This window comes from Azospirillum terrae, assembly GCF_053470425.1.
Map to the genome: position 1 here is coordinate 281,595 of NZ_JBPXMR010000005.1, position 21,012 is coordinate 302,606.

Sequence of the window (21,012 nt, forward strand, 5' to 3'; positions counted from 1 at the left end):
CACCCGTGCGCGCCTGCCTCGGCGTGGGCGCGCACGGTTTCCCTCCGACCATGATGAGGACCATGCCCCAAGCCAAGATTCCGGCTGCGCTCCCCGTTTCGGCCGAGGCCGAGGCGTTCTACGCCGAGAGCCTGAAACTTTTGAAGGAATCCGGTGTCCCGTTCCTGCTGGGCGGCACCTACGCGGTCTGCGCCTACACCGGCCTCAGCCGGCCGACCAAGGACATCGACGTGTTCTGCAAGGCCGGCGACTTCCCGCGCATCCTCGCCTATTTCCAGGACCGCGGCTTCACCACCGAGATCGAGGACGAACGCTGGATCGGCAAGGTCTTCCATGGCGAGCTGTTCTTCGACGTGATCTTCAACTCAGCCGCCGCCATCAACCCCGTCACCGACGCGTGGTTCGGCGAGCGGCACTCGGCCAGGATCATGGGGATGGACGTGCAGCTCATCCCGCCGACCGAACTGCTGTTCTCCAAGGCGTTCGTGCAGCTGCGCCACAAGTACGACGGCCCCGACGTGGCGCACCTGATCCTGCGGCGGCGCGGCGACATCGACTGGAAGCGCCTGCTGGCGCACATGGAGCAGTACTGGGAGGTGCTGCTGATGCACGTCCTGAACTTCCGCTTCATCTACCCGACCGAGCGCGAGGCCATCCCCGACTGGCTGATCGACGAGCTGCTGACCCGGTTGAACGAGCGCGCCAAGCTGCCGGTCCCGCAGACCCGCATCTGTCGCGGCCGGCTGTTCTCGCGCGAGGATTACCTGATCGACGTGACCGAATGGGGCTTCGCCGACGTGGTCGGCGAGGAGGCGAAGCATGGCTGAAGGAAACGGCAGCCTCACCGTCGCGGGCCTGGGCGACGTGCATGTCGGCGAAAGCGCCGTGCACCCCTACCGCGACCTGTTCCGCAAGATCGCCGACGAAGCCGACGTGCTGGCGCTGTGCGGCGACCTGACCAACCACGGCAAGATCCGCGAGGCCGAGATCCTCGCCGAGGACATCCGCGGCATCGGCATCCCGGTCCTGGCTGTGCTCGGCAATCACGACTACGAGTGCGGCGCCGTGGACGAGGTGCGCCGCATCCTGGAGCAGGCCGGCGTGCAGTTCCTGGAGGACACGACCTTCGAGCTCCGGGGCGTCGGCTTCGCCGGTGTGAAGGGCTTCGGCGGCGGGTTCGAGCGCATGATGCTCGACGCCTTCGGCGAGCCGGCGATCAAGCAGTTCGTCCACGAGTCGGTCAACGAGGCGATGAAGCTGGAAAGCGCGCTCCGCCAACTGGAGACCGAACGCACGGTGGTGATCCTGCACTACGCCCCGATCGCCGAGACCATCGAGGGCGAGCCCAAGGAGATCTTCCCCTTCCTGGGCTCCTCACGGTTGGCCGAGACCATCGACCGCTACCACGACCGTGTGAAGGCGGTGCTGCACGGCCACGCCCACCACGGCCGCTTCACCGGCAAGACCCCGCGCGGCACGCCGGTCTACAACTGCGCCCAGACGATCCCGAAGGACGGCGAGCGGATCTACGCGCTGATCGAGGTGTGAACATCACCCCACCGGCTGCGCCTCCCTCGCCAGCACGCGCCCCGGCGGAAGCAGCAGCGTCGCCGCCGTTCCCCGCCCCGGCGCGGTGTCCAGCGTGATCCGGCCATCGTGGCGCTCGATGAGCGCCTTGGTCAGCGGCAGGCCCAGCCCGGTGCCCTCGTGGCTGCGCGACAGGTGACCGTCGGCCTGCACGAAGGGCGAGAACACCCGCTCCAGGATGTCCGGCGCGATGCCCGGCCCGGTGTCGATCACCGCAATCGCCAACCCGCCGTCGTCCATCGGCGTGGCGCGCACGGTGACGCTGCCGCCGGGCGGGGTGAACTTCACCGCGTTCGACAGCAGGTTCTCCAGCATCTGCTTGAGCAGCCGCTCGTCCCCCAGCACCGCGGGTGTCGCGTCGTCCAGCGCGTCCACCAGCGCCACGCCGGCCCGCTCGGCGCGGTCGCGCATCAGGCGCAGGCAGGCCGTCACCAGCGCACCCGGCGCCACCGGCCGCTCGGACAGCGCCATCTGGCCCGACTCGACCTTGGCGATGTCCAGGATGTCGTTGATCACCGCCAGCAGGTGGACGGCGCCCTCGTGGATGTCCTCTGCGTACTCGGCGTAGTGCGGGTTGCCGATCGGACCCATCGACTGATTCTTGATGATCTCCGAGAAGCCGATGATGGCGTTCAGCGGCGTGCGCAGCTCGTGGCTCATGGTGGCGACGAACTGCGACTTGGCGCGGCTCGCCACCTCGGCGGTCTCCTTGGCGGCGCGCAGGCTGTTCTCCAGCTCCTTGCGCGACGCGATGTCGCGCAGCAGTGCCGCGTGGCGCTGCTCCCGGCGCCACGCGGTGGCGGCGTGCCACAGCAAGGCGCCGATGAGGATTCCGGCAACCAGCACGCCGGCTGTGGTCACGAACTCCGTCGTCATGGATGCGCTGCCGCTCCGCTCGCTGAGCCCCGGAAAAGGATGACCTTTCCGCAGTGCACAAACAATGGAGATTCGTAACTATGACGATTCGTCAGGCACGCGCGCGCAGGTGCGGGTTCATGCGGCGTTCGGCGGCGCGGACCAGCCACGCCAGCGTGAAGTTCAGCGCCAGATAGAGGGCGCCGGCCACCAGGAACACCTCGAACACCGCGAAGGTCTGCGCGATGATCTTGCGGGCGATGCCGGTGACCTCCAGGAGCGTGATGGTGCTGGCCAGCGAGCTGGCCTTGACCATCAGGATCACCTCGTTGCCGTAGGCCGGCAGCGCCTGCCGCACGGCGATGGGCACGGTGATGCGGCGGAAGGTCAGGAAGCGGCCCATGCCGCAGGCCCGCGCCGCCTCCAGCTGCCCGTGCGGCACGGACTGGATGGCGCCGCGCAGGATCTCGCTGCCATAGGCGCCGGTGTTGAGCATCATCGCCAGGATGGCGCACCAGTACGGCTCGCGCAGGATCGGCCACAGCACGCTCTCGCGCACGCCGCCGAACTGACCCAGGCCGTAGTAGATCAGGAAGATCTGCACCAGCAGCGGCGTGCCGCGGAAAATGAAGACGTAGCCCCGCGCGATCCAGTCCAGCACCGGGTTGCCGGACAGCCGCATAAGCGCGGTGCCGGTCGCCACCAGCACGCCCAGCAGCTCGGCGAACAGCACGAGCTGGATGGTGAGCGGCACGCCGTCCAGCAGCCGGGGCAGCACGTCCCACATAAGCGGCCAGTTCATCTCACGCCCTCCGCACGCCGCGCATGGTGTGGCGCTCGGCGCGGTCGAAGGCCGCCGTCGAGACCGTGGTCAGCAGCAGGTACACCACCGCCGCCGTCGTGTAGAACAGGAACGGTTGCCGGGTCGAGCCGGCGCCCAGTTGCGCCACCCGCATGACCTCGGCCAGCGCCGTCACCGACACCAGCGCGGTGTCCTTCAGCGTCAATTGCCAGACGTTGCCCAGGCCGGGCAGCGCGTAGCGCAGCGTCTGCGGCACCAGGATGCGGCGCAGGATCAGCCAGCGCGCCATGCCGCAGGCGCGCGCCGCCTCGATCTGGCCGTGCGGCACGGACTGCACGGCGCCGCGGATCACCTCGGTGGAGTACGAGCCGGAGATCAGGCCGACCGCCACGACGCCGATGGTGAAAGCGTTCAGCTCCACATAGCCGTCATAGCCGAACACGCGGGCGACGGCGGCCACCATGCCGTTGCCGCCGAAGAACAGCAGGTAGATGACCAGCAGTTCCGGCACGCCGCGCACGACGGTGGTGTAGACCTCCGCCACGGCGCGCAGGATCAGGCTCTCGCCAAGCTTGGCGGCGGCGCCCAGCGAGCCCAGCACGACGCCCAGCGCGAACGCCGACACCGCAACGGCGACGGTCATCCCGGTGCCGGCGAGAATCTGCAAACCCCAGCCGGTCGGGCCGAAAGAGAGGAGGTCGAGCATGCGGTGTCTTTAACAGCCAAGAAAGCCCTCCCCCAGCGGAACTGGGGGAGGGCGTTTTTTTACTTCTTGATTGAAATGTCGTAGCCGAAGTGCTGCATGGACAGCTTGCCGATGGTGCCGTCCTTGTTGGCTTCGGCGATCGCCTTGTCGAACATCGCCTTGAGGTCCGTGTCCTGCTTGCGCAGGCCCAGGCCCATGCCCTCGCCCAGCACGCCGCGCACGAGGTTCGGGCCGAACATGACGATGTTGCCGGCCTTGTCCTCCTTGATGATCCCCTCGACCACCGAGCGGTCGCCGATCACCGCGTCGACGCGGCCGGCGCCCAGGTCGATGCCGGCGTTGTCGATCTTGTCGTAGGTGCGCACGGCGACCTTCGGCAGGTGCTTCTCCAGGAAGGCCGACTGCGTGGTCGAGGTCTGCACGCCGATGGTCTTGCCGCTCAGCGTCTTGGCGAGGTCCTCGATGGCCTTCTTGCCGGCCGGCGTCTCGATGTCGAGGATGTCCGTCTTCGGCATGGCCGCCAGCGGCGACTTCTTGTCGGTGACGAAGCTCGACGGCTCGGTCACGTAGGGAACGGTGAAGGTGAGGATCTTCTGGCGCTCGTCGGTGATGGTCATCGCCGACATGATGGCGTCGTACTTGCCCTGCTGGAGCGCCGGGATGATGCCGTCCCAGTCCTGCGCCACGAACTCGCACTCGACCTTCATGCGCTTGCACAGATCGTTGCCCAGGTCGATCTCGAAGCCGATCAGCTTGCCCGACGCGTCGGTGGCGTTCCACGGGGCGTAGGCACCCTCGGTGCCGATGCGCACCTTCTTCCAATCCTTGGCCTCGGCCACGCCGCACGCCAGAACCGCGGCGCCAACGGCCAGCGCCGCAACGATCTTCTTCATCTTAATTGCCTCCTCTGTATCACGGCATGCCCGTCTTACGCGGGTCATGGGTTCAGCTTTGCCGATCCGGCGGACCGGTCAAGCGGAATTCGACAGGTGCCGGGCGAGGAACTGGCGCACCCGATCGGAGTCCGGATTCACCAGAACCTTGTCCGGCGGACCCTGCTCCTCGATGCGGCCCTGGTGGAGGAACACCACCTCGGACGCCACCTCGCGGGCGAAGTCCATCTCGTGCGTCACCAGGATCATGGTGCTGCCCTCGTCGGCGAGCTGGCGGATCACCACCAACACCTCGCCCACCAGTTCGGGGTCGAGCGCCGAGGTCGGCTCGTCGAACAGCATCACCTTGGGCTGCATGGCGAGCGCGCGCGCGATGGCCGCGCGCTGCTGCTGCCCGCCGGAAAGCTGCGAGGGGTAGGCGTCGGCCTTGGCGAGGATGCCGACCTTGTCGAGCAGCCGGCGGCCGCGGTCGATGGCCTCCGCCTTCGGCACGCCCAGCACGTGGACCGGCGCCTCGATGACGTTCTGCAGGATCGTCATGTGGGTCCACAGATTGAAGTTCTGGAACACCATGCCGAGCCGCGTGCGGATGCGGTCCACCTGTTTGCTGTCGCCCGGCACGGTGCGCCCGCCGCGCCCCTTTTTCAGGCCGATCTCCTCACCGGCGATGACGATGCGCCCCTCGTCCGGCACCTCCAGCAGGTTGATGCAGCGGAGCATTGTGCTCTTGCCCGAGCCGGACGAGCCGATCAGTGCGATCACGTCGCCCTCGTGCGCCGTCAGCGACACGCCCTTCAGCACTTCGAGACTGCCGAAACGCTTGTGCAGGTCGTGAACGACGACGGCTTCGGGGGCGTTCGGGTTGCTGGGCGGGTGGCGGTGCATGGAGGTGGTGTGACCAGTTGTCGGGAACAACGCAAGCTAGACCGCTATTTCCCGTTGGAAAAGTGGATTTTCGCTCACCACAGCATCAGCACGAGGATCTGCGGCGCCAGGATGCGCAGGCACATCGCCAACGGGTACACCGTGGCGTAGGCCAGCGCCGGGGCCTCGGACGCCGCGACGGCGTTGGCGTAGGCCAGCCCCGGCGGGTTGGTCTGCGCCCCGGCCAGCATGCCGCAGATGGTCAGGAAGTTCAGCTTCAGCACGCCGCGCGCTACGAGGCCCGTCACCAGCAGCGGAATGGCGGTGACCAGAACGCCCCAGGCCACCCACGGCAGCCCCGCCCCGCTCGCCAGCGTCTCGACGAAGCGCGCACCCGAGGCGACGCCGAGCACCGCCAGGAACAGCACGATGCCGATCTCGCGCAGGGCGAGGTTGGCGGCCGGCGGCATGAACCACACCAGCGGGCCGAGGTGCCCGAGTCGCGCCAGCAAGATCGCCACGATCAGCGGCCCGCCGGCCAGCCCCAGGCGCAGCGGCGCCGGCATGCCGGGCAGGAAGATGGGGATCGAGCCGACGATGGCGCCGAGCGCGATCCCTAAGAACATCGGCACCATTTCCGCCTGCTGGAGCCGGCGCTCGGAATTGCCGATCAGCCGCGCCACCGCCTTCAGATCGTCGGGCGCGCCGATGACGGTCAGGATGTCGCCGAACTGGAGCTTCAGCGCGGCGTTCGGCACCAGCTCGACACCCGCGCGGGTGACGCGGCTGATGACCACGCCGTACAGGCCCTGCACGTTCAGCGCGGCGATGGATTTGCCCAGGACGGCGTTGCTGGTGACGACGATGCGCTCCCACTTCAGGTCGGTGCCCTGGGTGGTCAGCGTCACCTCTTCGGCCGGTTCGCCGAAGAACAGGCAGCATTCGTCCAGCTTCGGCCTGGGGCCGACGAGGTGGATGACGTCGCCGACGTGCAGCTCGATGTCCGGGTGCGGCACCATCAGCCGGTCGCCGCGCAGCAGCCTTGAGGCCACCACCCCCAGACTCGGCAGCGTGGACAGCGTGCCGAGCCGCACGCCGTGGATGGAGGGATTGCGGATGGCGACGTTCACCGTGTGCAGCGCCGCCACCTCGCGCCGCCGCTCGGCCTCGAAGTCGCGGGCCTCCTGCTGCGGGTCGATGCGGTAGACGATGCGCACCAGCGCCATGGTCAGCAGATTGCCGGCGATGCCGAACGGGTAGGTGACGGCGAAGGCCAGCCCCGGCAGCGCCATGGTCAGGGCGTCGGCGTGCACCTCGGTCAGCACCTGCTGCGTGGCGGCCAGGGCCGGCGCGTTGGTCACCCCTCCGGCGAAGATTCCCAGCGCCGCGCCCAGCGGCACGACCCCCGACACCGCCAGCAGCGCCGTCACCGCGACGCTGAGCACCACCATCAGCAGCGCCAGCGCGTTCAGCCGCAGACCCGACGCGCGCAACGCGGCGAAGAAGCCGGGCCCGACCTGGATGCCGATGGTGTAGACGAACAGGATCAGCCCGAAGTCGCGGATGAAGTCCATCATCTCCGGGTTGAAGGTGACGCCGGCTTCCTTCGCCAGATGCCCGCCGGCGATCCCGGCGAACAGCACGCCGCCGATGCCCAGCCCCACCCCGCGCACCTTCACGTGCCCCAGCGCCAGCCCCGCCGCCGACACGAGGCCGAGCACCAGAACCACGCGGGCGATGGTCGGCATGGCCAGCAACGCGTCGGCGAGGAAGTGCATGGGACGGAGGCCGTCTGTGGTAAAGGGGAGCGGACCGTCTAGGACGGAACGTGCACGAACGCAAGGATTGGGCGCGGCGCGCGGCCGGCAATCACCCGTTTGGCTGCCCCACCCCGGCAGGGGCTCCGCTACGCTCCTACCACAACAGGAGCACGAGGATCTGCGGCGCCAGGATGCGCAGGCACATGACCAGCGGGTAGACGGTGGCATAGGCCAGGGCCGGCGCCTCGGACGGCGACATGGCGTTGGCGAAGGCCAGGGCCGGCGGGTCGGTCATGCTGCCGGACAGCAGCCCACACAACGACAGGTAGTTGAGCTTGCGCGCGCCCCGCGCGAACAGGCCCACCGTCAGCAGCGGCACCAGCGTGATGACGGCACCGCAGGCGATCCACACCAGCCCCTCGCCGGACAGCAGCGTCTCGACGAACCGGCCGCCGGACAGCAGCCCGACCACCGCCAGGAACAGGATGATGCCCATTTCGCGCAGCGCCAGATTGGCGGCCGGCGGCATGAACCAGACCAGGGGGCCGAAATGCCCGACCCGCGCCAGCACGATGGCCGCCACCAGCGGCCCGCCGGCCAGCCCCAGCTTCATCGGCGCCGGCATCCCCGGCACATAGAGCGGGATGGAGCCCAGCAGGATGCCCAGCGCAATGCCAATGAAGACCGGGATGAACTCCACCTGCTGCAACCGGCGCGGCGCGTTGCCCAGCAGGGCGGCGACCTTGTGGATATCGGCCGGCTTGCCGATGGCGGTCAGGATGTCGCCGAACTGGAGGTGCAGGGCCGGCGACGGCACCAGTTCCACGCCGGCCCGGTTCACCCGGCTGACCACCACGTCGTAGGCGTTGGCGAGGTTCAGTTGGGCGATGCTCTTGCCCAGCACGTGGTCGCTGGTCACCACCAGACGCTCCCAGCGCATGTCCGTGCCCTGGGTGGTGAGCGTCACCTCCGCTTCCTGGCCGAGATAGGCCCTGAGCCGCTCCAGCTTGGGGCGCGGCCCGACGAGGTGCAGCACGTCGCCCGCCAGCAGCAGCGTGTCGGCGTGCGGCACCTGGAGGTGGCCGTCACGCATCATGCGCGACGCCACCACGCCCTGCTCGGCCGAGTGGACGAGTTCCTTGATCGACAGGCCGGTCGCACCGGGGTTGCGGATGACGACGTTCAGCGTCTCCAGCGAATCGAGCTGGGCGCGGCGCTGGCTCTCGAAGGCGGCGGCTTCTGCCGCCGGGTCGATGCCGAACACCTGCCGCACCACCGCCATGGCGATCAGGATGCCGGCGATGCCAAACGGATAGGCCACCGCATAGCCCAGGCTGGGCATCGCCTGCTCGACCGCCGGGGCGCCCACCGCGCCGAGGATCTCCTGCGCGGCGGCCAGCGACGGCGTGTTGGTGACGGCGCCCGAGAAGATGCCGAGCACCGCCGGCAGCGGCACCCCAGCCAGCAGGTGGATCGCCGCCGCCGTCAGCACGCCCAGCACGACGATTGTCCCCGCCATCAGGTTGAGCGCGAGGCCCGACCGCTTCAGCGCGGCGAAGAAGCCCGGTCCGACCTGAATGCCGATGGTGTAGACGAACAGGATCAGCCCGAACTCGCGGAGGAAGTGCAGGACGTGATGGTCGAAGCTGACGCCGGCCACCCGCGCGATGTGTCCGGCCGCCAAGCCGCTGAACAGCACGCCGCCGATTCCCAAGCCGATGCCGCGCACCTTGAGATGGCCGAGCGCCAGCCCGCTCACCGCCACGGCGCTCAACGTCAGCATGACGCGGGCGATGTCGGACAATCCCTGGAAGAGGTCGAGCATGGAGGCGATCCGGACGGTTGTGGCGGCGTGCGGAGGACATCAATGACGCGCTCCGGCGAAAAAATCAAAATTTCGCCACTTTCTTGTCGTACCCCATAACCCAGCGCGCGGTCATTGTGCGCCACGGAACGCCGCAAGGCGGTTCGACGACCCCCTACTCGGACGCTGACCCCGGCGTCCCCCAGCCAGCCCCGGTTGGACCCCGCGGCCACCGCCAGAGCCCCCTGCGGTGGCCGTTTCTTTTTGCATTTTCTCAGACGGCTCTCGGCGGATCCGCGCCTTGCCTTCGCGCGCATGCGCGCGCGGGGTTTCAATGGCCCAATGAAGGAAGTTGGGGCGCTACGGCGTGATCGGCGCCGCCTGGATTTTCCCGCGCGGCGCGGCGTTGACCTTGGGGCCGGCATTGTCCACAGGCTTGGGAACCACAGTCGAGCTGCCCTTCACCGTCACCGCCGCCGTGTCGTGCAGGCGCAGCAGGTGCAGGCGCACATAGCCCGTAGCACCACCGTAAGGCACCGCCACCCAGTCCGAATTGCGCACCCGGCCCAGCGCGTTCACCGGCTGACCGGCGCGCAGTTTGCCGATCACCGGCGCGCCCTCGGTGGGTGCCGAGCGCAGCGACGCGTCGGTGCCGGCGTCCCACTTGCCGCCCATCGGTTCGAATCCGGTGGCCGGCGCCTGGGGCGGCAAGGGAGGCGGCGAGCGGGTCTGCGGGGCGCAGGAGGCCAGCAGCAGGGTCAGGGCCAAAGCCAGGGAAAATCGACGGGTGCGCATGCGTCCGTTAGGGGTCCGCGGATGGGGACCCTTGTTTAGCACGCCGGCCCGCCCGGTGAAGTCGGCGTTTCGCCATATTTTTTTGTGGCGCGCCGGGGCTGTGCTATAGCTCCGCTCCAAAGCCGCCTGCCCTTCCAGGACCTTGCCCCGCCCATGCCTGCCTTCGCCGGAATCGAGCTGACGTGCCTGCGCGGCGACCGGCTCGTCTTCACCGAGTTGGACTTCCGCCTCGAACCGGGCGAGGCGCTGATGCTGCTCGGCCCGAACGGCAGCGGCAAGTCGAGCCTGCTGCGCATCCTCGCCGGCCTGCTCAGGCCCTTCCGCGGCAAGCTCGCCTGGGACGATCTGGACGTCCGCGAGGAGCCGGACCAACACCGCCGCCGCGTCCACTACGTCGGCCACCTCGACGCCGTGAAGCCGGTCCTGAGCGCCGCCGAGAACCTGGAGTTCTGGGCGCGCCTGGGCGGCGCCGCGGACCCGCAGGCGCAGGCACTCCAGGCGCTCGGGCGTTTCGGGGTGCCGCACATCGCGCCGGTGCCGGGCCGCTACCTGTCGGCCGGGCAGAAGCGCCGCCTCAACCTGTCGCGCATCCTCGCCGCCCCGGCGCCGCTGTGGCTGCTGGACGAGCCCACCGTGGCGCTCGACCGCGCCGCCGTCCGCCTCCTGGAGGGCATCATCGCCGAGCATCGCGCCGCCGGTGGCATGGTGGTGCTGTCCACCCACGCCGACATCGACCTGCCCGGTCACCGCGTCCTCCAACTCGACGACTTCACGCCCGTGGCGCACGACGACGCGTACGAGGACGAGGATGAGCACGTGACCGAAGACGGGGAGCACGCCGCATGAACCGCTTCCTCACCCTTGTCCGGCGCGACCTGCGTCTGGCGCTGCGCCAGGGCTCGGACGCCTCCATCGCGGTGATGTTCTTCGTGCTGTGCGTGGTGCTGTTCCCCTTCGGCGTCGGGCCGGAGCCCAACATCCTCGCGCGCATCGCCGCCGGGGTGATCTGGGTGGCGGCGCTGCTGGCGTCCTTGCTGTCGCTGGAGCGTCTGTTCCAGAACGACTACGAGGACGGCTCGCTGGAGTTGCTGTCGCTCACCGCGCTGCCGCTGGAGGCGGTCGTGCTGGCGAAGACGCTGGCGCACTGGCTGGTCACCGGCGTGCCGCTGCTGGTGGCGGCGCCGCTGCTGGCGGTTCTGCTGAACATGGAGGCCGGCGGCTTCGGCGTGCTGGTGCTGACGCTCGCCATCGGCACGCCGATCCTCAGCCTGATCGGTTCCATCGGCGCGGCGCTGACGCTGGGGGCGCGGCGCGGCGGCGTGTTGATTTCGCTGCTAATCCTGCCGCTCTACATCCCGGTGCTGATCTTCGGGGCGGGCGCCATCGACGCCGCCGTCACCGGCCTGACGCCCCGCCCGCACCTGCTGCTGCTGACCGGCATCCTCGCCGGCTGCCTGCCGCTGGCGCCGTGGGCGGGCGCGGCTGCGCTGCGGCAGGCGCTGGAGTAGGCGGTCAGGCCAGCGCGCTCAACAGGACGAGCGCGCCCTGGAGCACGTGGGAGCGTTCCGCAAGCGCCGCGAAGCGGCGGTCGGCGGTGACGACCGGGATGCCATGCCGGAGAGCCAGCGCGAGATACAGGCAATCATAGACGGGATGGTCCAGATCAGCGGACAGCCGCTGTGCGTCTGAAACCAAATCCGTATCGCGGGTGCGGGAGATGGGAGCTGCTTGCAGCATCATTAAAGCGGCAGTGGCCGTCGCTTGGGTGATCTCACCACGTCGCACATGCTTCCAGAGTATGTTGGCACATTCCACGGACTGGAAATCCGGGGCGACGAGCGTCCGCCCTTGCGTCAAGGACGTTGCCAGCACGCTGTCGGCTTCAGCGATCCACCATTTCACCGCCACACTCGAATCGACGACGATGGATAACGGCAACCGCTTCACGGTCCACCGACTTCGTTTGAGCGCTGCTGGCGCATCTCGCTGGCGATCTCGCCGCTGTCGGAGAAGACCTTGTCCCCGAAGCTTTCCCGAAACTGCCTTACCCTCTCCCAGAACTCCTTGGGATCTTCAGGCGGATCGGTCCGCACCGTCTGGGCGAGGATCTGCCGCGCCTCGTCCTCCAGCGACCGGCCGGCCGCGGAGGCGCGCTCCTCCAGCGCTTGCAGGAGCGAGTCGTCGATGTTGCGGATCGTGATATCGCCCACCGGAGCCTCCCTACCACGCATGAGCAATGTCGCGCGCCGTTCCCGCGCGGTCAACCGTTGCTAAAACTGACAAAGGTCAAGGCAGACCCCTCGCGTCGGCGCCACTGTGAGACTATATCGTCCGACAGTCGGCCGAACAGACAGGTTCCCATGCACCGTTTCGCCAATCCCGCCCGTTTTCTGCGCATCGCGGCCGTGCTGCTGCCGTGGAGCGCCGGGCTGACCGTCATTCTGCTGGTGCTGGGCTTGTACCTCAGCCTGTTCGGCTCGCCGCCCGACTACCAGCAGGGCGAGACGGTGCGCATCATGTACATCCACGTGCCGGCCGCCTGGATGAGCCTGTTCGTCTACACCAACATGGCCATCGCCGCCGCGGTGGGCTTGGTGTGGAAGCACCCGCTGGCCGACCTGTTCGCCAAGGCCGCCGCCCCCATCGGCGCCGGCTTCACCTTCGTGTGCCTGTTCACCGGGTCCTTGTGGGGCGCACCGATGTGGGGCACCTGGTGGGTGTGGGACGCGCGACTGACCAGCGTGCTGATCCTGTTCTTCCTGTACATCGGCTACATGGCGCTGGTGAACGCCTTCGACGATCCCGAGCGCGGGGTGAAGGCCGGCAACGTGCTGCTGCTGGTCGGCATCGTCAACGTGCCGATCATCAAGTTCTCGGTCGACTGGTGGAACACGCTGCACCAGCCCGCCAGCGTCATCAAGATGGGCGGCCCGGCCATCGCCGGTTCCATGCTGTGGCCCCTGTTCGTCATGGCGATGGCATTTACCGCGTATTTTGTTACGGTGGTGCTGCTGCGTGTGAAGAGCGAGATCATCGCCCGCAAGGTGCAGACGCTCCGCTTCAGCGAGGCGCATGGCTGAACGCGGCGCAGTTTGTTTTCGATCAAAGCGAACGCCTTGAAAGCGCCATACGCTTGGGCATGATCCGAACCGTTGAATGGACACGACCACTTGAAGTGCCATGGCTGAATTCTTTGCGATGGGCGGCTATGCCGCGTACGTCTGGCCCGCCTACGGGATGGCGGCGCTGGTGTTGCTCGGGCTTCTGGTGGCGTCGATCAAGGGCCTGCGCGACCGCGAGGCGACGTTGAAGGCGCTGGAAGGGAGCCGGCCACCGCGCCGCCGCTCCCGGCGCGAGGCTGCCGGCCCAGGCGCGGCGGCGGAGATGGGTGAAGGATGACTCGCAAGAAACGCCGTCTGTACATGCTGCTGCTGGCCCTGCTGGGGCTGGGCACGGCGACCGCGCTGACGCTCACCGCGTTCCAGGACAATCTGGTGTTCTTCTTCAGCCCCTCGGACTTGCAGACGAGGACGGCCGAGGTGAAGGACCGCAGCTTCCGCCTGGGCGGGCTGGTCGAGCAGGGCACGGTCAAGCGCCTGCCCGACGGCGTGTCGGTGGAGTTCCGCGTCACCGACGGCGTGGCCGGCGTGCCGGTCGCCTACCGCGGCCAGCTGCCCGACCTGTTCCGCGAGGGTCAGGGCGTCGTCGCCGAGGGCAAGCTGCGCCCCGATGGCGTCTTCCTGGCGCGCGAGGTGCTCGCCAAGCACGACGAGAAGTACATGCCGCCCGAGGTGACCGACGCGCTGAAGCGCGCCGAGCACTTCAAAGACACCGCAAAGACGCTGAAGCAGTGAGGGTCCTGTGATCCCCGAACTCGGCCATTACGCCCTGGTTCTGACGCTGTTCGTGGCGCTGGTCCAGTCCACCCTGCCCATGGTGGGCGCCGCCACCGGCAACACCACGTGGATGAACGTGGCGCGCCCCGCTGCCTTCGCGCAGGTGGCGATGATCGGCGTCGCCTACGCGGCGCTGACCTGGGCACACGTGGTGTCCGATTTCAGCGTGCTGAACGTGGTGAACAACAGCCACTCGCTGAAGCCGATGCTCTACAAGGTCAGCGGCGTGTGGGGCAACCACGAGGGCTCGATGGTCCTCTGGGTGGTCATGCTGGCGGTGTTCGGCGCCGCGGTCGCGCTGTTCGGCCGCAACCTGCCGCCCACCCTCCACGCCCGCGTGCTGGCGGTGCAGGGGATCATCGCCGTCGGCTTCCTGCTGTTCATCCTGATCACGTCGAACCCGTTCATCCGCGTGATGCCGCCGCCGCTGGACGGCCACGATCTGAACCCGCTGCTTCAGGACCCCGGCCTCGCCTTCCACCCGCCGTTCCTCTACGCGGGCTACGTCGGCTTCTCCATGGCGTTCTCCTTCGCCGTCGCCGCGCTGATCGAGGGCCGCGTCGATCCGGCTTGGGCGCGCTGGGTGCGGCCGTGGACGCTGGCCGCGTGGAGCTGCCTGACCGCCGGCATCGCGCTGGGCTCGTGGTGGGCGTATTACGAGCTGGGCTGGGGCGGCTGGTGGTACTGGGACCCGGTCGAGAACGCCTCGTTCATGCCCTGGCTGGCTGGCACCGCGCTGCTGCACTCCGCCACCGTGGTGGAGAAGCGCGACGCGCTGAAGACCTGGACCATCCTGCTGGCGATCATCACCTTCTCGCTGTCGCTGATGGGCACCTTCCTGGTGCGCTCGGGCATCCTCACCTCGGTGCACGCCTTCGCCGTCGATCCGGCGCGCGGCATCTTCATCCTGGTGCTGCTCGCCATCGCCACCGGTGGATCGCTGCTGCTGTTCAGCCTGCGCGCACCGACGCTGAAGGCCGGCGGCATGTTCGCCCCGGTCAGCCGCGAGGGCGCCCTGGTGCTGAACAATCTGCTGCTGTCCACCGCGACCGCCACGGTGTTCATCGGCACGCTGTACCCGCTGTTCCTCGACGTGCTCCAGCTCGGCAAGGTGTCGGTGGGGGCGCCGTTCTTCAATTCGACCTTCGTGCCGCTGATGATTCCGCTGGTCGCGGCCCTGACCGTCGGCCCGCTGCTGTCGTGGAAGCGCGGCGACCTGCCCGGCGCGCTGGGCCGGCTGTGGGTGGCGATCGTGGCGACCGCGGCGGCGGTGCTGCTCACGGTGTGGGCGGTGGGCGGCCCGGTGATGGCGCTGGTCGGCGTCGCCATGGGTGCCTGGGCCTTCGTCGGATCGCTGGTCGAGTTCGCCGAGCGCATCCGCCTGTTCCGCGTCCCGCCGGCCGAGAGCTGGAGCCGCGCCGTCAATCTGCCGCGCAGCGCCTGGGGCATGACCATCGCGCACGCCTTCATGGGCGTCGGCATCCTGGGCATGACTGCCACCTCGTCGTGGAACGCCGAGCTGATCAAGGGCATGAAGCCCGGCGACACCGCGCAGATCGCCGGCTACACGCTGACCTTCGACGGCGTGCGCCAGGGTGCGGGCGAGAACTACCGCGCCGACATCGGCACCTTCACGCTGAAACGAGACGGCGCGGTGGTCACCACGCTGGAGCCGGAGCGCCGCAACTACCCGGTGTCGCGCCAGACCACCTCGGAAACCGCCATCCACACCACGTGGACGTCGGACGTCTACGTGGCGCTGGGCGACCCGGACGCGCAGGGGCTGTGGGTAGTGCGCATGTACCACCACCCGCTGCTGCCGTGGATCTGGATCGGCGCGCTGGGTCTGGTGTTCGGTGGGCTGGTGTCGCTGTCCGACCGCCGCTACCGCGTCGGTGCGCCGGAGCGCCGCCGCAACGGCGCCGGTGCCGTCGTGCAACCGGCCGAGTGAGGAACTGGACGACACCATGCGCCGCCTGATGTACATCCTGCCGCTGCTGCTCTTTCTCGGGCTTGGCGTGGCGTTCCTGCGCGGCTTCGACCGCGACCCGCGCGAGATCCCCTCGGCGCTGATCGACAAGCCGGTGCCGGAGTTCACGCTCCCGCCGCTGCCCGGCCGCGACCGGGGCGTCGCCTCGACCGACCTGAAGGGCGACGTGCAGCTGGTCAACGTCTTCGCCTCGTGGTGTATCCCCTGCCGGGCCGAGCACCCCATCGTCAGCCGGCTGGCCGAGCACGAGCGGATCCCCGTGCGCGCCATCAACTACAAGGATGCGCCGGACGATGCGCTGGGCTGGCTCGCCCGCAATGGCGATCCGTACACGGCCATCGGCGCCGACCGCGACGGCCGGACGGCCATCGACTGGGGCGTCTACGGCGTGCCGGAGACCTTCCTGATCGATCGTCAGGGCCGCATCCGCTACAAGGTCCCCGGCCCGCTGAGCCCGGCCATTGTGGAGACGGAAATCCTCCCACTCATCGCAAAGCTGAGGTCGGAATGAGGGCGCTTCTGCTGGCTCTCCTGCTGTCGGTTTCCAGCCTGCCGGCTTTGGCCGTGCTGCCCGACGAGGTGCTGTCCGACCCGAAGTTGGAAGAGCGCGCGCGGGACCTCAGCAAGGATCTGCGCTGTCTGGTCTGCCAGAACCAGTCCATCGACGACTCCAACGCCGACTTGGCGCGCGACCTCCGCGTCATCGTGCGCGAGCGCCTGAAGAAGGGCGACTCGAACGATCAGGTGCTGCAATACATCACCGACCGTTACGGCGACTACGTGCTGCTGCGCCCTCCCTTCAAGGCGACGACGCTGGTGCTGTGGGTCGGGCCGTTCGCCATCCTGGCGTTCGGCGGCTTGGCCACCGTGGCCTATCTGCGCAACCGCCGGCGGGCCGGCGGGCCGGCGGGCGACACCGCGCCGCTGACCGATGACGAGCGCCGGCGCCTGGACGCGCTTCTCCGCAAGGACGGGATCTGATGCTGTTCTGGATTCTCGCGGCGGCGCTGACGGCCGTCGTCGTGCTGATCATCGTGCCGCCGCTGCTGAAGGCCACGCGCACCGACGCCGACGCCCCCACCCGCGGCGCCTACGACCTGGAGGTCTACCGCGACCAGCTGGCCGAACTGGAGCGCGACCGCACCCGCGGCCTGATCACCGACGCCCAGATGGGCGCCGCCAAGGCGGAGATCGCCCGGCGCATGCTGGCGCTGGCCGACGAGGCCAAGACCGCGCCGCGCACCGGCGTCACCCGCGCCAAGGCGGTGGCGGCGCTGCTGACGGTCGCCATTCCGCTGGGCGCGCTGGCCGTCTATCTGCCGCTCGGCCGGCCGGACCTGCCGGCCATGCCGCTGGCGTCCCGCGACCTCGCCAAGGAGCAGAGCCAGAGCGGCCCGCCCCCCCAGGTCATGGAGGCGATGCAGAAGCTGAAGAAGCATCTGGAAGAGAACCCCAACGACGCCCGAGCCTGGGCTCTGATGGGCCAGACCTACGGCAAGATCGGCCGTTACGAGCAGGCGGCGGACGCGCTGAAGCGCGCCTCCGATCTCCAGCCCGACGATCTGGACGCCAAGGCCGCCTACGCCGAGATGTCCACCGCCGCCAACGGCGGCACCCTCACCGAGGAATCTAAGCGCGTCTTCCAGGCGATTCTGGTCAAGGACCCCAAGGACGCCCGTGGCCGCTTCTTCCTGGCGCTGGCGCAGCTCCAGGCCGGCGACACCCGCGGTGCGCTGGAGGGCTGGGCCGCCCTGGTCGCCGACACGCCGGCCGACGCGCCGTGGCTGCCGATGGTGCAGGCCCGCATCAAGGAGACCGCCGACATCCTGAAGCTGGACGTCGCCAGCGTCATGCCGAAGCCGCTGCCGCCGGAGGGGCACCCCGATGCCGGCGGCCAGAACGGCGGACAGATCGGCGGTCAGGACGCCGACCAGCAGCGGATGATCCGCGACATGGTGGCGCAGCTCGCCGCCAAGATGCAGGACCGGCCCGACGACGTGGACGGCTGGCTGAAGCTGGCCCGCTCCTACACGGTGCTGGCCGAACACGACAAGGCCATCGCCGCCGCCAAGCACGCGGTGGACCGCGCGCCGCAGCGCGTCGACACCCGCATCGCCTACGCCGACGCGCTGCTGGCCCAGGCGCCGGAGGACGGCCCGATCCCGCCCACGGCGGTCGCGGCGCTGCGCGAGGTGGTCGCCCTCGACCCCGCCAACAAGGAGGCGCTGTGGCTGCTCGGCCTGGACGCCGCCAGCGCCGGCCGGCGCGACGAGGCGGCCGAGCTGTGGAACCGCCTGCTGGTGCAGATGGACCCCAAGGACCCCGACCGCGACGCCGTCCGCCAGCGGATATCCGCCCTCAAGACGGGCGGGTAACCACGCCCGAGGCGCCCTGCCCCAAAGGGGAAGGGCGACCTCGCCAGAAGGACGCGCCGGGGAACGCCGGCCCCGGCTTTCCGTTGTCGCAGATGAGGCAAACCGGGAGGCGCGTCATGGCGGACTCGAAATTCCAATGGCCCATCAACGTCCCCGAAGCGCAGGGGATGGCGGTGGCGCGCGACATCGGCTTTGTGGCCGGCAGCGACTTCGTCTGCGAGGGCCGGACCTTCTGGTTCGACGGCATCGAGAAGGCCATGCAGTTCAACCGCGCGCTGGCCGACGAGCCGAACAGCGGCCGCGGCTCCCCCGACGACGCCACCGCTGAGCCTGAGTCGGAGTCCAAGCCCGCCGTGCCGCACCCCACCGTGCCGCACCGATGACCGGCGCGGTCACCGACAACCCCGCCCGCAACCGGTTCGAGCTGACCATGGACGGCGCCACGGCCTTCGCCGCCTATCGCATTGAGAACGGGCAACTGGTGTTCACCCACACGGAGGTGCCGGACAGCCTGTCCGGGCACGGCGTCGGTTCGACGCTGGCGCGCGGCGCGCTGGACGCCGCCCGCGCCCGCGGCATGCCGGTGGTGGCCCGCTGCCGCTTCATCGCCGACTTCATCCAGAAGCATCCCGAATACCAGGATCTGCTGGCCGGTTCGTAGTCTTCACGGCCCCGCGCGCAGGGCGATGTCCACGCTCTCGACCGCGCAGTCCGTCTTGGCCGTGCAGTAGCGGTACTCGATGCGCAGCGCGCCGTCGTTGCGGTCGGCGTCGGCGAAGTGCACCTTGCCCGGCCCGTCCAGCGGCAGCGCCGCGCGGATCGTCGCCGCCCGGCCCTTGCCCTCGGCGCGCACGGTGGTCGGGAACTTCACGGCGATGTGCGAGCGCATCAGCGCCGGGGCGTCCACCCGCAGCACAGGCGGCTCGATCCGCACGCCGTCGTGCGGATGCACGTGCAGCACCAGCGACTCGCGGTTGCCCTCCCGCTCCAGCGAGGCGCCGACATCGGCGCTCGCGGTGTTGAGCGACCATTCGCGTGCCGGTCCGGCCGCAGCCGAAGCCGATGCCGCGCCGGCCAGCAGGAACGCCGTCAAGAGACCCCTCGCCACCATGCTCCACTCCGCTGGCTGCACCGCACCCATCCCGACATGCCACCTGGGCCGCCGATGATGGGCCGTCGATCACGGCGCCGCAAGCGACGGGGTGTCGCTCCCCCCTCAGGCGGGTTCCGCCCACCGCCCGGCCCTGCTACATAGAGTAATAAATCGGAAGGCAGGGGAGGAAACCACATGCAGATCCAAGGACTTTCGGCCATCGTCACCGGCGGCGGCTCGGGTATGGGCGCCGAGACGGCCCGTCACCTCGCGAAGAACGGCGCCAAGGTCACCGTGCTCGACGTCAACGAGGACGCGGTGCTGAAGGTCGCGCACGAGATCGGCGGCCTTGGCATGGTCTGCGACGTCACCGATTCGGCCTCCGCCGAGCGTGCCTTCGAACAGGCCAGCGCCGCGCACGGTCCCGCCCGCATCGCCGTCAACTGCGCCGGCATCGCGCCGGCCCAGCGCATCGTCGGCCGCGACGGCGCCATGCCGCTGGAGGCGTTCCGCAAGGTGATCGAGGTCAACCTGATCGGCACCTTCAACATCCTGCGCCTTGCCGCCGCCGACATGGCAAAGCTCGACCCGCTGGACAGCGGCGAGCGCGGCGTGATCGTCAACACCGCCTCGGTCGCCGCCTACGAGGGGCAGATCGGCCAGGCCGCCTACGCGTCGTCGAAGGGCGGCATCGTGGCGCTGACCATCTGCGCCGCGCGCGACCTCGCCCGCAACGCCATCCGCGTGATGACCATCGCGCCGGGCCTGATCGGCACGCCGATGCTGCTGAACATGCCGCAGGAGGTGCAGGACAGCCTCGCGGCCACCGTGCCCTTCCCCAAGCGCTTCGGCCGCCCGGAGGAGTACGCCCGCCTCGTCCAGCACATCGTCGAGAACGAGATGTTGAACGGCGACGTGATCCGCCTGGACGGCGCCATTCGCATGGCACCGCAGTGAGTGATCGAGTGATTGATCCGCGATGACCAAGCCGCGATGATGCACCCGCGGGAGGGCCGAGGCTCTCCCGCCCCTTTGACGAAAGAACCGCCATGCCGCCCAAGCCCTTGCGAAAGGCCGCCAGCGCCTCCCCCAAGGCCGCCAGCGCCTCTCCCGAAGCGCTCGCCGTCACCCAGGCGCTGCTGCGCGCCGCCGACCAGCTCGCCATGCCCGACCGGGTGATGGGGCGCATACTTGGCGTGCCTGAGGCGCTGCTGGCGCGCCTGCGCAACGGCGAGGCGCTGCCCGAGGACGGCAAGGCGCAGGAACTGGCCATCTTGTTCACCCGCCTCTGGCGCTCGCTGGACGCCATCGTCGACGGCGACGCCAAGGCGGCGCGGGAGTGGATGAACCACCACAACCCGGTGCTGGACGGCACGCCCATGGAAACGGTGCAGACCATCACCGGCTTGGTGGAAGCCATCGACTATTTGGACGCGCCGAAGCCGATTTTCTGAGCGGTCTTCCTGAACGGATTGAACTTTTCCTTTTCCGTCATCCCCGCGCAGGCTCTCAGCGGGTCCACAGGACCCGCCTGCCGCCAGCGCTGGCTGCGCCAGCGCGAGAGGCGGGGATCCAGGCCGGCTCAGGCGCTT

The 21,012-nt window shown here is 69.1% G+C and carries 26 protein-coding genes; 15 read left to right on the forward strand and 11 right to left on the reverse strand.

Annotated elements, in window-relative coordinates; genetic code table 11:
- Window positions 1–62: 62 nt before the first annotated feature.
- On the forward strand, window positions 63–827 hold the full coding sequence (locus tag ACSVDD_RS15940) for a nucleotidyltransferase family protein (protein WP_448190351.1): 765 nt from the start codon (window positions 63–65) through the stop codon (window positions 825–827).
- Complete coding sequence (locus tag ACSVDD_RS15945) at window positions 820–1,548, forward strand: metallophosphoesterase family protein (protein WP_448190352.1); 729 nt, start codon at window positions 820–822, stop codon at window positions 1,546–1,548. Before ACSVDD_RS15940 ends, ACSVDD_RS15945 begins: the two co-directional genes overlap by 8 nt.
- Window positions 1,549–1,551: 3 nt before the next feature.
- On the opposite strand, the gene ACSVDD_RS15950 is transcribed toward ACSVDD_RS15945, so the two are convergent.
- From ACSVDD_RS15950 to ACSVDD_RS15985, 8 genes are all read right to left on the reverse strand, one after another.
- Window positions 1,552–2,463, reverse strand: coding sequence for a sensor histidine kinase (locus ACSVDD_RS15950; RefSeq protein ID WP_448190353.1), 912 nt, complete (start codon window positions 2,461–2,463; stop codon window positions 1,552–1,554).
- A gap of 91 nt (window positions 2,464–2,554) precedes the next feature.
- A complete protein-coding gene (locus ACSVDD_RS15955) occupies window positions 2,555–3,244 on the reverse strand; it encodes an ABC transporter permease (protein WP_448190354.1) in 690 nt (229 codons plus the stop codon).
- 1 nt (window position 3,245) lies between these two features.
- Window positions 3,246–3,950, reverse strand: coding sequence for an ABC transporter permease (locus ACSVDD_RS15960; protein WP_448190355.1), 705 nt, complete (start codon window positions 3,948–3,950; stop codon window positions 3,246–3,248).
- Window positions 3,951–4,009: 59 nt separating this feature from the next.
- Window positions 4,010–4,843 carry a lysine/arginine/ornithine ABC transporter substrate-binding protein gene (locus ACSVDD_RS15965; protein WP_448190356.1) on the reverse strand — a complete coding sequence of 278 codons (834 nt, stop codon included), beginning with the start codon at window positions 4,841–4,843 and terminating at the stop codon, window positions 4,010–4,012.
- Window positions 4,844–4,921: 78 nt separating this feature from the next.
- Window positions 4,922–5,728: an ABC transporter ATP-binding protein gene (locus ACSVDD_RS15970; protein WP_448190357.1), complete on the reverse strand. Its 807-nt coding sequence runs from the start codon at window positions 5,726–5,728 to the stop codon at window positions 4,922–4,924.
- A gap of 74 nt (window positions 5,729–5,802) precedes the next feature.
- Window positions 5,803–7,485 (reverse strand): putative transporter, encoded by a 1,683-nt coding sequence (locus tag ACSVDD_RS15975; RefSeq protein WP_448190358.1) that lies wholly within the window; start codon window positions 7,483–7,485, stop codon window positions 5,803–5,805.
- A 136-nt stretch (window positions 7,486–7,621) separates the two neighbouring features.
- Window positions 7,622–9,292, reverse strand: coding sequence for a putative transporter (locus ACSVDD_RS15980; RefSeq protein ID WP_448190359.1), 1,671 nt, complete (start codon window positions 9,290–9,292; stop codon window positions 7,622–7,624).
- A gap of 339 nt (window positions 9,293–9,631) precedes the next feature.
- Window positions 9,632–10,066: an SH3 domain-containing protein gene (locus ACSVDD_RS15985; RefSeq protein ID WP_448190360.1), complete on the reverse strand. Its 435-nt coding sequence runs from the start codon at window positions 10,064–10,066 to the stop codon at window positions 9,632–9,634.
- A 153-nt stretch (window positions 10,067–10,219) separates the two neighbouring features.
- Here ACSVDD_RS15985 and ccmA point away from each other — a divergent pair, with 153 nt between their 5' ends.
- Both ccmA and ccmB read left to right on the forward strand, forming a co-directional pair.
- Window positions 10,220–10,912, forward strand: coding sequence for a heme ABC exporter ATP-binding protein CcmA (gene ccmA, locus ACSVDD_RS15990; RefSeq protein ID WP_448190361.1), 693 nt, complete (start codon window positions 10,220–10,222; stop codon window positions 10,910–10,912).
- Window positions 10,909–11,574 (forward strand): heme exporter protein CcmB, encoded by a 666-nt coding sequence (ccmB, locus tag ACSVDD_RS15995; protein ID WP_448190362.1) that lies wholly within the window; start codon window positions 10,909–10,911, stop codon window positions 11,572–11,574. The genes ccmA and ccmB overlap by 4 nt, the downstream gene beginning before the upstream one ends.
- A gap of 4 nt (window positions 11,575–11,578) precedes the next feature.
- On the opposite strand, the gene ACSVDD_RS16000 is transcribed toward ccmB, so the two are convergent.
- Window positions 11,579–12,013: a type II toxin-antitoxin system VapC family toxin gene (locus ACSVDD_RS16000; RefSeq protein WP_448190363.1), complete on the reverse strand. Its 435-nt coding sequence runs from the start codon at window positions 12,011–12,013 to the stop codon at window positions 11,579–11,581.
- A complete protein-coding gene (locus ACSVDD_RS16005; protein WP_448190364.1) occupies window positions 12,010–12,276 on the reverse strand; it encodes a FitA-like ribbon-helix-helix domain-containing protein in 267 nt (88 codons plus the stop codon). Before ACSVDD_RS16005 ends, ACSVDD_RS16000 begins: the two co-directional genes overlap by 4 nt.
- 150 nt (window positions 12,277–12,426) lie before the next feature.
- On the opposite strand from ACSVDD_RS16005, the gene ACSVDD_RS16010 reads away from it, so the two are divergent.
- From ACSVDD_RS16010 to ACSVDD_RS16050, 9 genes are all read left to right on the forward strand, one after another.
- On the forward strand, window positions 12,427–13,146 hold the full coding sequence (locus ACSVDD_RS16010) for a heme ABC transporter permease (RefSeq protein WP_448190365.1): 720 nt from the start codon (window positions 12,427–12,429) through the stop codon (window positions 13,144–13,146).
- A 100-nt stretch (window positions 13,147–13,246) separates the two neighbouring features.
- Window positions 13,247–13,465 (forward strand): heme exporter protein CcmD, encoded by a 219-nt coding sequence (gene ccmD / locus ACSVDD_RS16015; protein ID WP_448190366.1) that lies wholly within the window; start codon window positions 13,247–13,249, stop codon window positions 13,463–13,465.
- Entirely contained in the window at window positions 13,462–13,920 is a 459-nt protein-coding gene (gene ccmE, locus ACSVDD_RS16020) for a cytochrome c maturation protein CcmE (protein ID WP_448190367.1), read from the forward strand. Before ccmD ends, ccmE begins: the two co-directional genes overlap by 4 nt.
- 7 nt (window positions 13,921–13,927) lie before the next feature.
- Window positions 13,928–15,913 (forward strand): heme lyase CcmF/NrfE family subunit, encoded by a 1,986-nt coding sequence (locus ACSVDD_RS16025; RefSeq protein ID WP_448190368.1) that lies wholly within the window; start codon window positions 13,928–13,930, stop codon window positions 15,911–15,913.
- Window positions 15,914–15,929: 16 nt separating this feature from the next.
- Window positions 15,930–16,463: a DsbE family thiol:disulfide interchange protein gene (locus ACSVDD_RS16030; protein ID WP_448190369.1), complete on the forward strand. Its 534-nt coding sequence runs from the start codon at window positions 15,930–15,932 to the stop codon at window positions 16,461–16,463.
- Window positions 16,460–16,933: a cytochrome c-type biogenesis protein gene (locus ACSVDD_RS16035; RefSeq protein ID WP_448190370.1), complete on the forward strand. Its 474-nt coding sequence runs from the start codon at window positions 16,460–16,462 to the stop codon at window positions 16,931–16,933. The genes ACSVDD_RS16030 and ACSVDD_RS16035 overlap by 4 nt, the downstream gene beginning before the upstream one ends.
- Complete coding sequence (ccmI, locus tag ACSVDD_RS16040; protein ID WP_448190371.1) at window positions 16,933–18,327, forward strand: c-type cytochrome biogenesis protein CcmI; 1,395 nt, start codon at window positions 16,933–16,935, stop codon at window positions 18,325–18,327. Before ACSVDD_RS16035 ends, ccmI begins: the two co-directional genes overlap by 1 nt.
- 116 nt (window positions 18,328–18,443) lie before the next feature.
- Window positions 18,444–18,710 (forward strand): hypothetical protein, encoded by a 267-nt coding sequence (locus ACSVDD_RS16045; protein WP_448190372.1) that lies wholly within the window; start codon window positions 18,444–18,446, stop codon window positions 18,708–18,710.
- Window positions 18,707–18,988, forward strand: coding sequence for a GNAT family N-acetyltransferase (locus tag ACSVDD_RS16050; RefSeq protein ID WP_448190373.1), 282 nt, complete (start codon window positions 18,707–18,709; stop codon window positions 18,986–18,988). Before ACSVDD_RS16045 ends, ACSVDD_RS16050 begins: the two co-directional genes overlap by 4 nt.
- A gap of 3 nt (window positions 18,989–18,991) precedes the next feature.
- Here the strand turns inward: ACSVDD_RS16050 and ACSVDD_RS16055 are convergent, their stop codons facing one another.
- On the reverse strand, window positions 18,992–19,438 hold the full coding sequence (locus ACSVDD_RS16055; protein WP_448190374.1) for a hypothetical protein: 447 nt from the start codon (window positions 19,436–19,438) through the stop codon (window positions 18,992–18,994).
- 177 nt (window positions 19,439–19,615) lie between these two features.
- On the opposite strand from ACSVDD_RS16055, the gene ACSVDD_RS16060 reads away from it, so the two are divergent.
- Both ACSVDD_RS16060 and ACSVDD_RS16065 read left to right on the forward strand, forming a co-directional pair.
- Window positions 19,616–20,377, forward strand: a complete 762-nt coding sequence (locus ACSVDD_RS16060; protein ID WP_448190375.1) for an SDR family NAD(P)-dependent oxidoreductase — start codon at window positions 19,616–19,618, stop codon at window positions 20,375–20,377.
- A gap of 92 nt (window positions 20,378–20,469) precedes the next feature.
- A complete protein-coding gene (locus ACSVDD_RS16065) occupies window positions 20,470–20,874 on the forward strand; it encodes an antitoxin Xre/MbcA/ParS toxin-binding domain-containing protein (RefSeq protein WP_448190376.1) in 405 nt (134 codons plus the stop codon).
- Window positions 20,875–21,012 lie beyond the last annotated feature (138 nt).

Bases quoted from the DNA above. Each gene is read 5' to 3' on its own strand.
- ACSVDD_RS15955 (WP_448190354.1), bottom strand. From the start codon at position 3,244: ATGAACTGGCCGCTTATGTGGGACGTGCTGCCCCGGCTGCTGGACGGC.
- ccmD (WP_448190366.1), top strand. From the start codon at position 13,247: ATGGCTGAATTCTTTGCGATGGGCGGCTATGCCGCGTACGTCTGGCCC.
- ACSVDD_RS15940 (WP_448190351.1), top strand. From the start codon at position 63: ATGCCCCAAGCCAAGATTCCGGCTGCGCTCCCCGTTTCGGCCGAGGCC.
- ACSVDD_RS16065 (WP_448190376.1), top strand. From the start codon at position 20,470: ATGCCGCCCAAGCCCTTGCGAAAGGCCGCCAGCGCCTCCCCCAAGGCC.
- ACSVDD_RS15945 (WP_448190352.1), top strand. From the start codon at position 820: ATGGCTGAAGGAAACGGCAGCCTCACCGTCGCGGGCCTGGGCGACGTG.
- ACSVDD_RS15970 (WP_448190357.1), bottom strand. From the start codon at position 5,728: ATGCACCGCCACCCGCCCAGCAACCCGAACGCCCCCGAAGCCGTCGTC.
- ACSVDD_RS16055 (WP_448190374.1), bottom strand. From the start codon at position 19,438: ATGGTGGCGAGGGGTCTCTTGACGGCGTTCCTGCTGGCCGGCGCGGCA.
- ccmB (WP_448190362.1), top strand. From the start codon at position 10,909: ATGAACCGCTTCCTCACCCTTGTCCGGCGCGACCTGCGTCTGGCGCTG.
- ACSVDD_RS16060 (WP_448190375.1), top strand. From the start codon at position 19,616: ATGCAGATCCAAGGACTTTCGGCCATCGTCACCGGCGGCGGCTCGGGT.
- ACSVDD_RS15975 (WP_448190358.1), bottom strand. From the start codon at position 7,485: ATGCACTTCCTCGCCGACGCGTTGCTGGCCATGCCGACCATCGCCCGC.
- ACSVDD_RS15980 (WP_448190359.1), bottom strand. From the start codon at position 9,292: ATGCTCGACCTCTTCCAGGGATTGTCCGACATCGCCCGCGTCATGCTG.
- ACSVDD_RS15965 (WP_448190356.1), bottom strand. From the start codon at position 4,843: ATGAAGAAGATCGTTGCGGCGCTGGCCGTTGGCGCCGCGGTTCTGGCG.
- ccmI (WP_448190371.1), top strand. From the start codon at position 16,933: ATGCTGTTCTGGATTCTCGCGGCGGCGCTGACGGCCGTCGTCGTGCTG.
- ACSVDD_RS16030 (WP_448190369.1), top strand. From the start codon at position 15,930: ATGCGCCGCCTGATGTACATCCTGCCGCTGCTGCTCTTTCTCGGGCTT.
- ccmA (WP_448190361.1), top strand. From the start codon at position 10,220: ATGCCTGCCTTCGCCGGAATCGAGCTGACGTGCCTGCGCGGCGACCGG.
- ACSVDD_RS16010 (WP_448190365.1), top strand. From the start codon at position 12,427: ATGCACCGTTTCGCCAATCCCGCCCGTTTTCTGCGCATCGCGGCCGTG.
- ACSVDD_RS16050 (WP_448190373.1), top strand. From the start codon at position 18,707: ATGACCGGCGCGGTCACCGACAACCCCGCCCGCAACCGGTTCGAGCTG.
- ACSVDD_RS16045 (WP_448190372.1), top strand. From the start codon at position 18,444: ATGGCGGACTCGAAATTCCAATGGCCCATCAACGTCCCCGAAGCGCAG.
- ACSVDD_RS16035 (WP_448190370.1), top strand. From the start codon at position 16,460: ATGAGGGCGCTTCTGCTGGCTCTCCTGCTGTCGGTTTCCAGCCTGCCG.
- ACSVDD_RS15985 (WP_448190360.1), bottom strand. From the start codon at position 10,066: ATGCGCACCCGTCGATTTTCCCTGGCTTTGGCCCTGACCCTGCTGCTG.
- ACSVDD_RS15950 (WP_448190353.1), bottom strand. From the start codon at position 2,463: ATGACGACGGAGTTCGTGACCACAGCCGGCGTGCTGGTTGCCGGAATC.
- ACSVDD_RS15960 (WP_448190355.1), bottom strand. From the start codon at position 3,950: ATGCTCGACCTCCTCTCTTTCGGCCCGACCGGCTGGGGTTTGCAGATT.
- ccmE (WP_448190367.1), top strand. From the start codon at position 13,462: ATGACTCGCAAGAAACGCCGTCTGTACATGCTGCTGCTGGCCCTGCTG.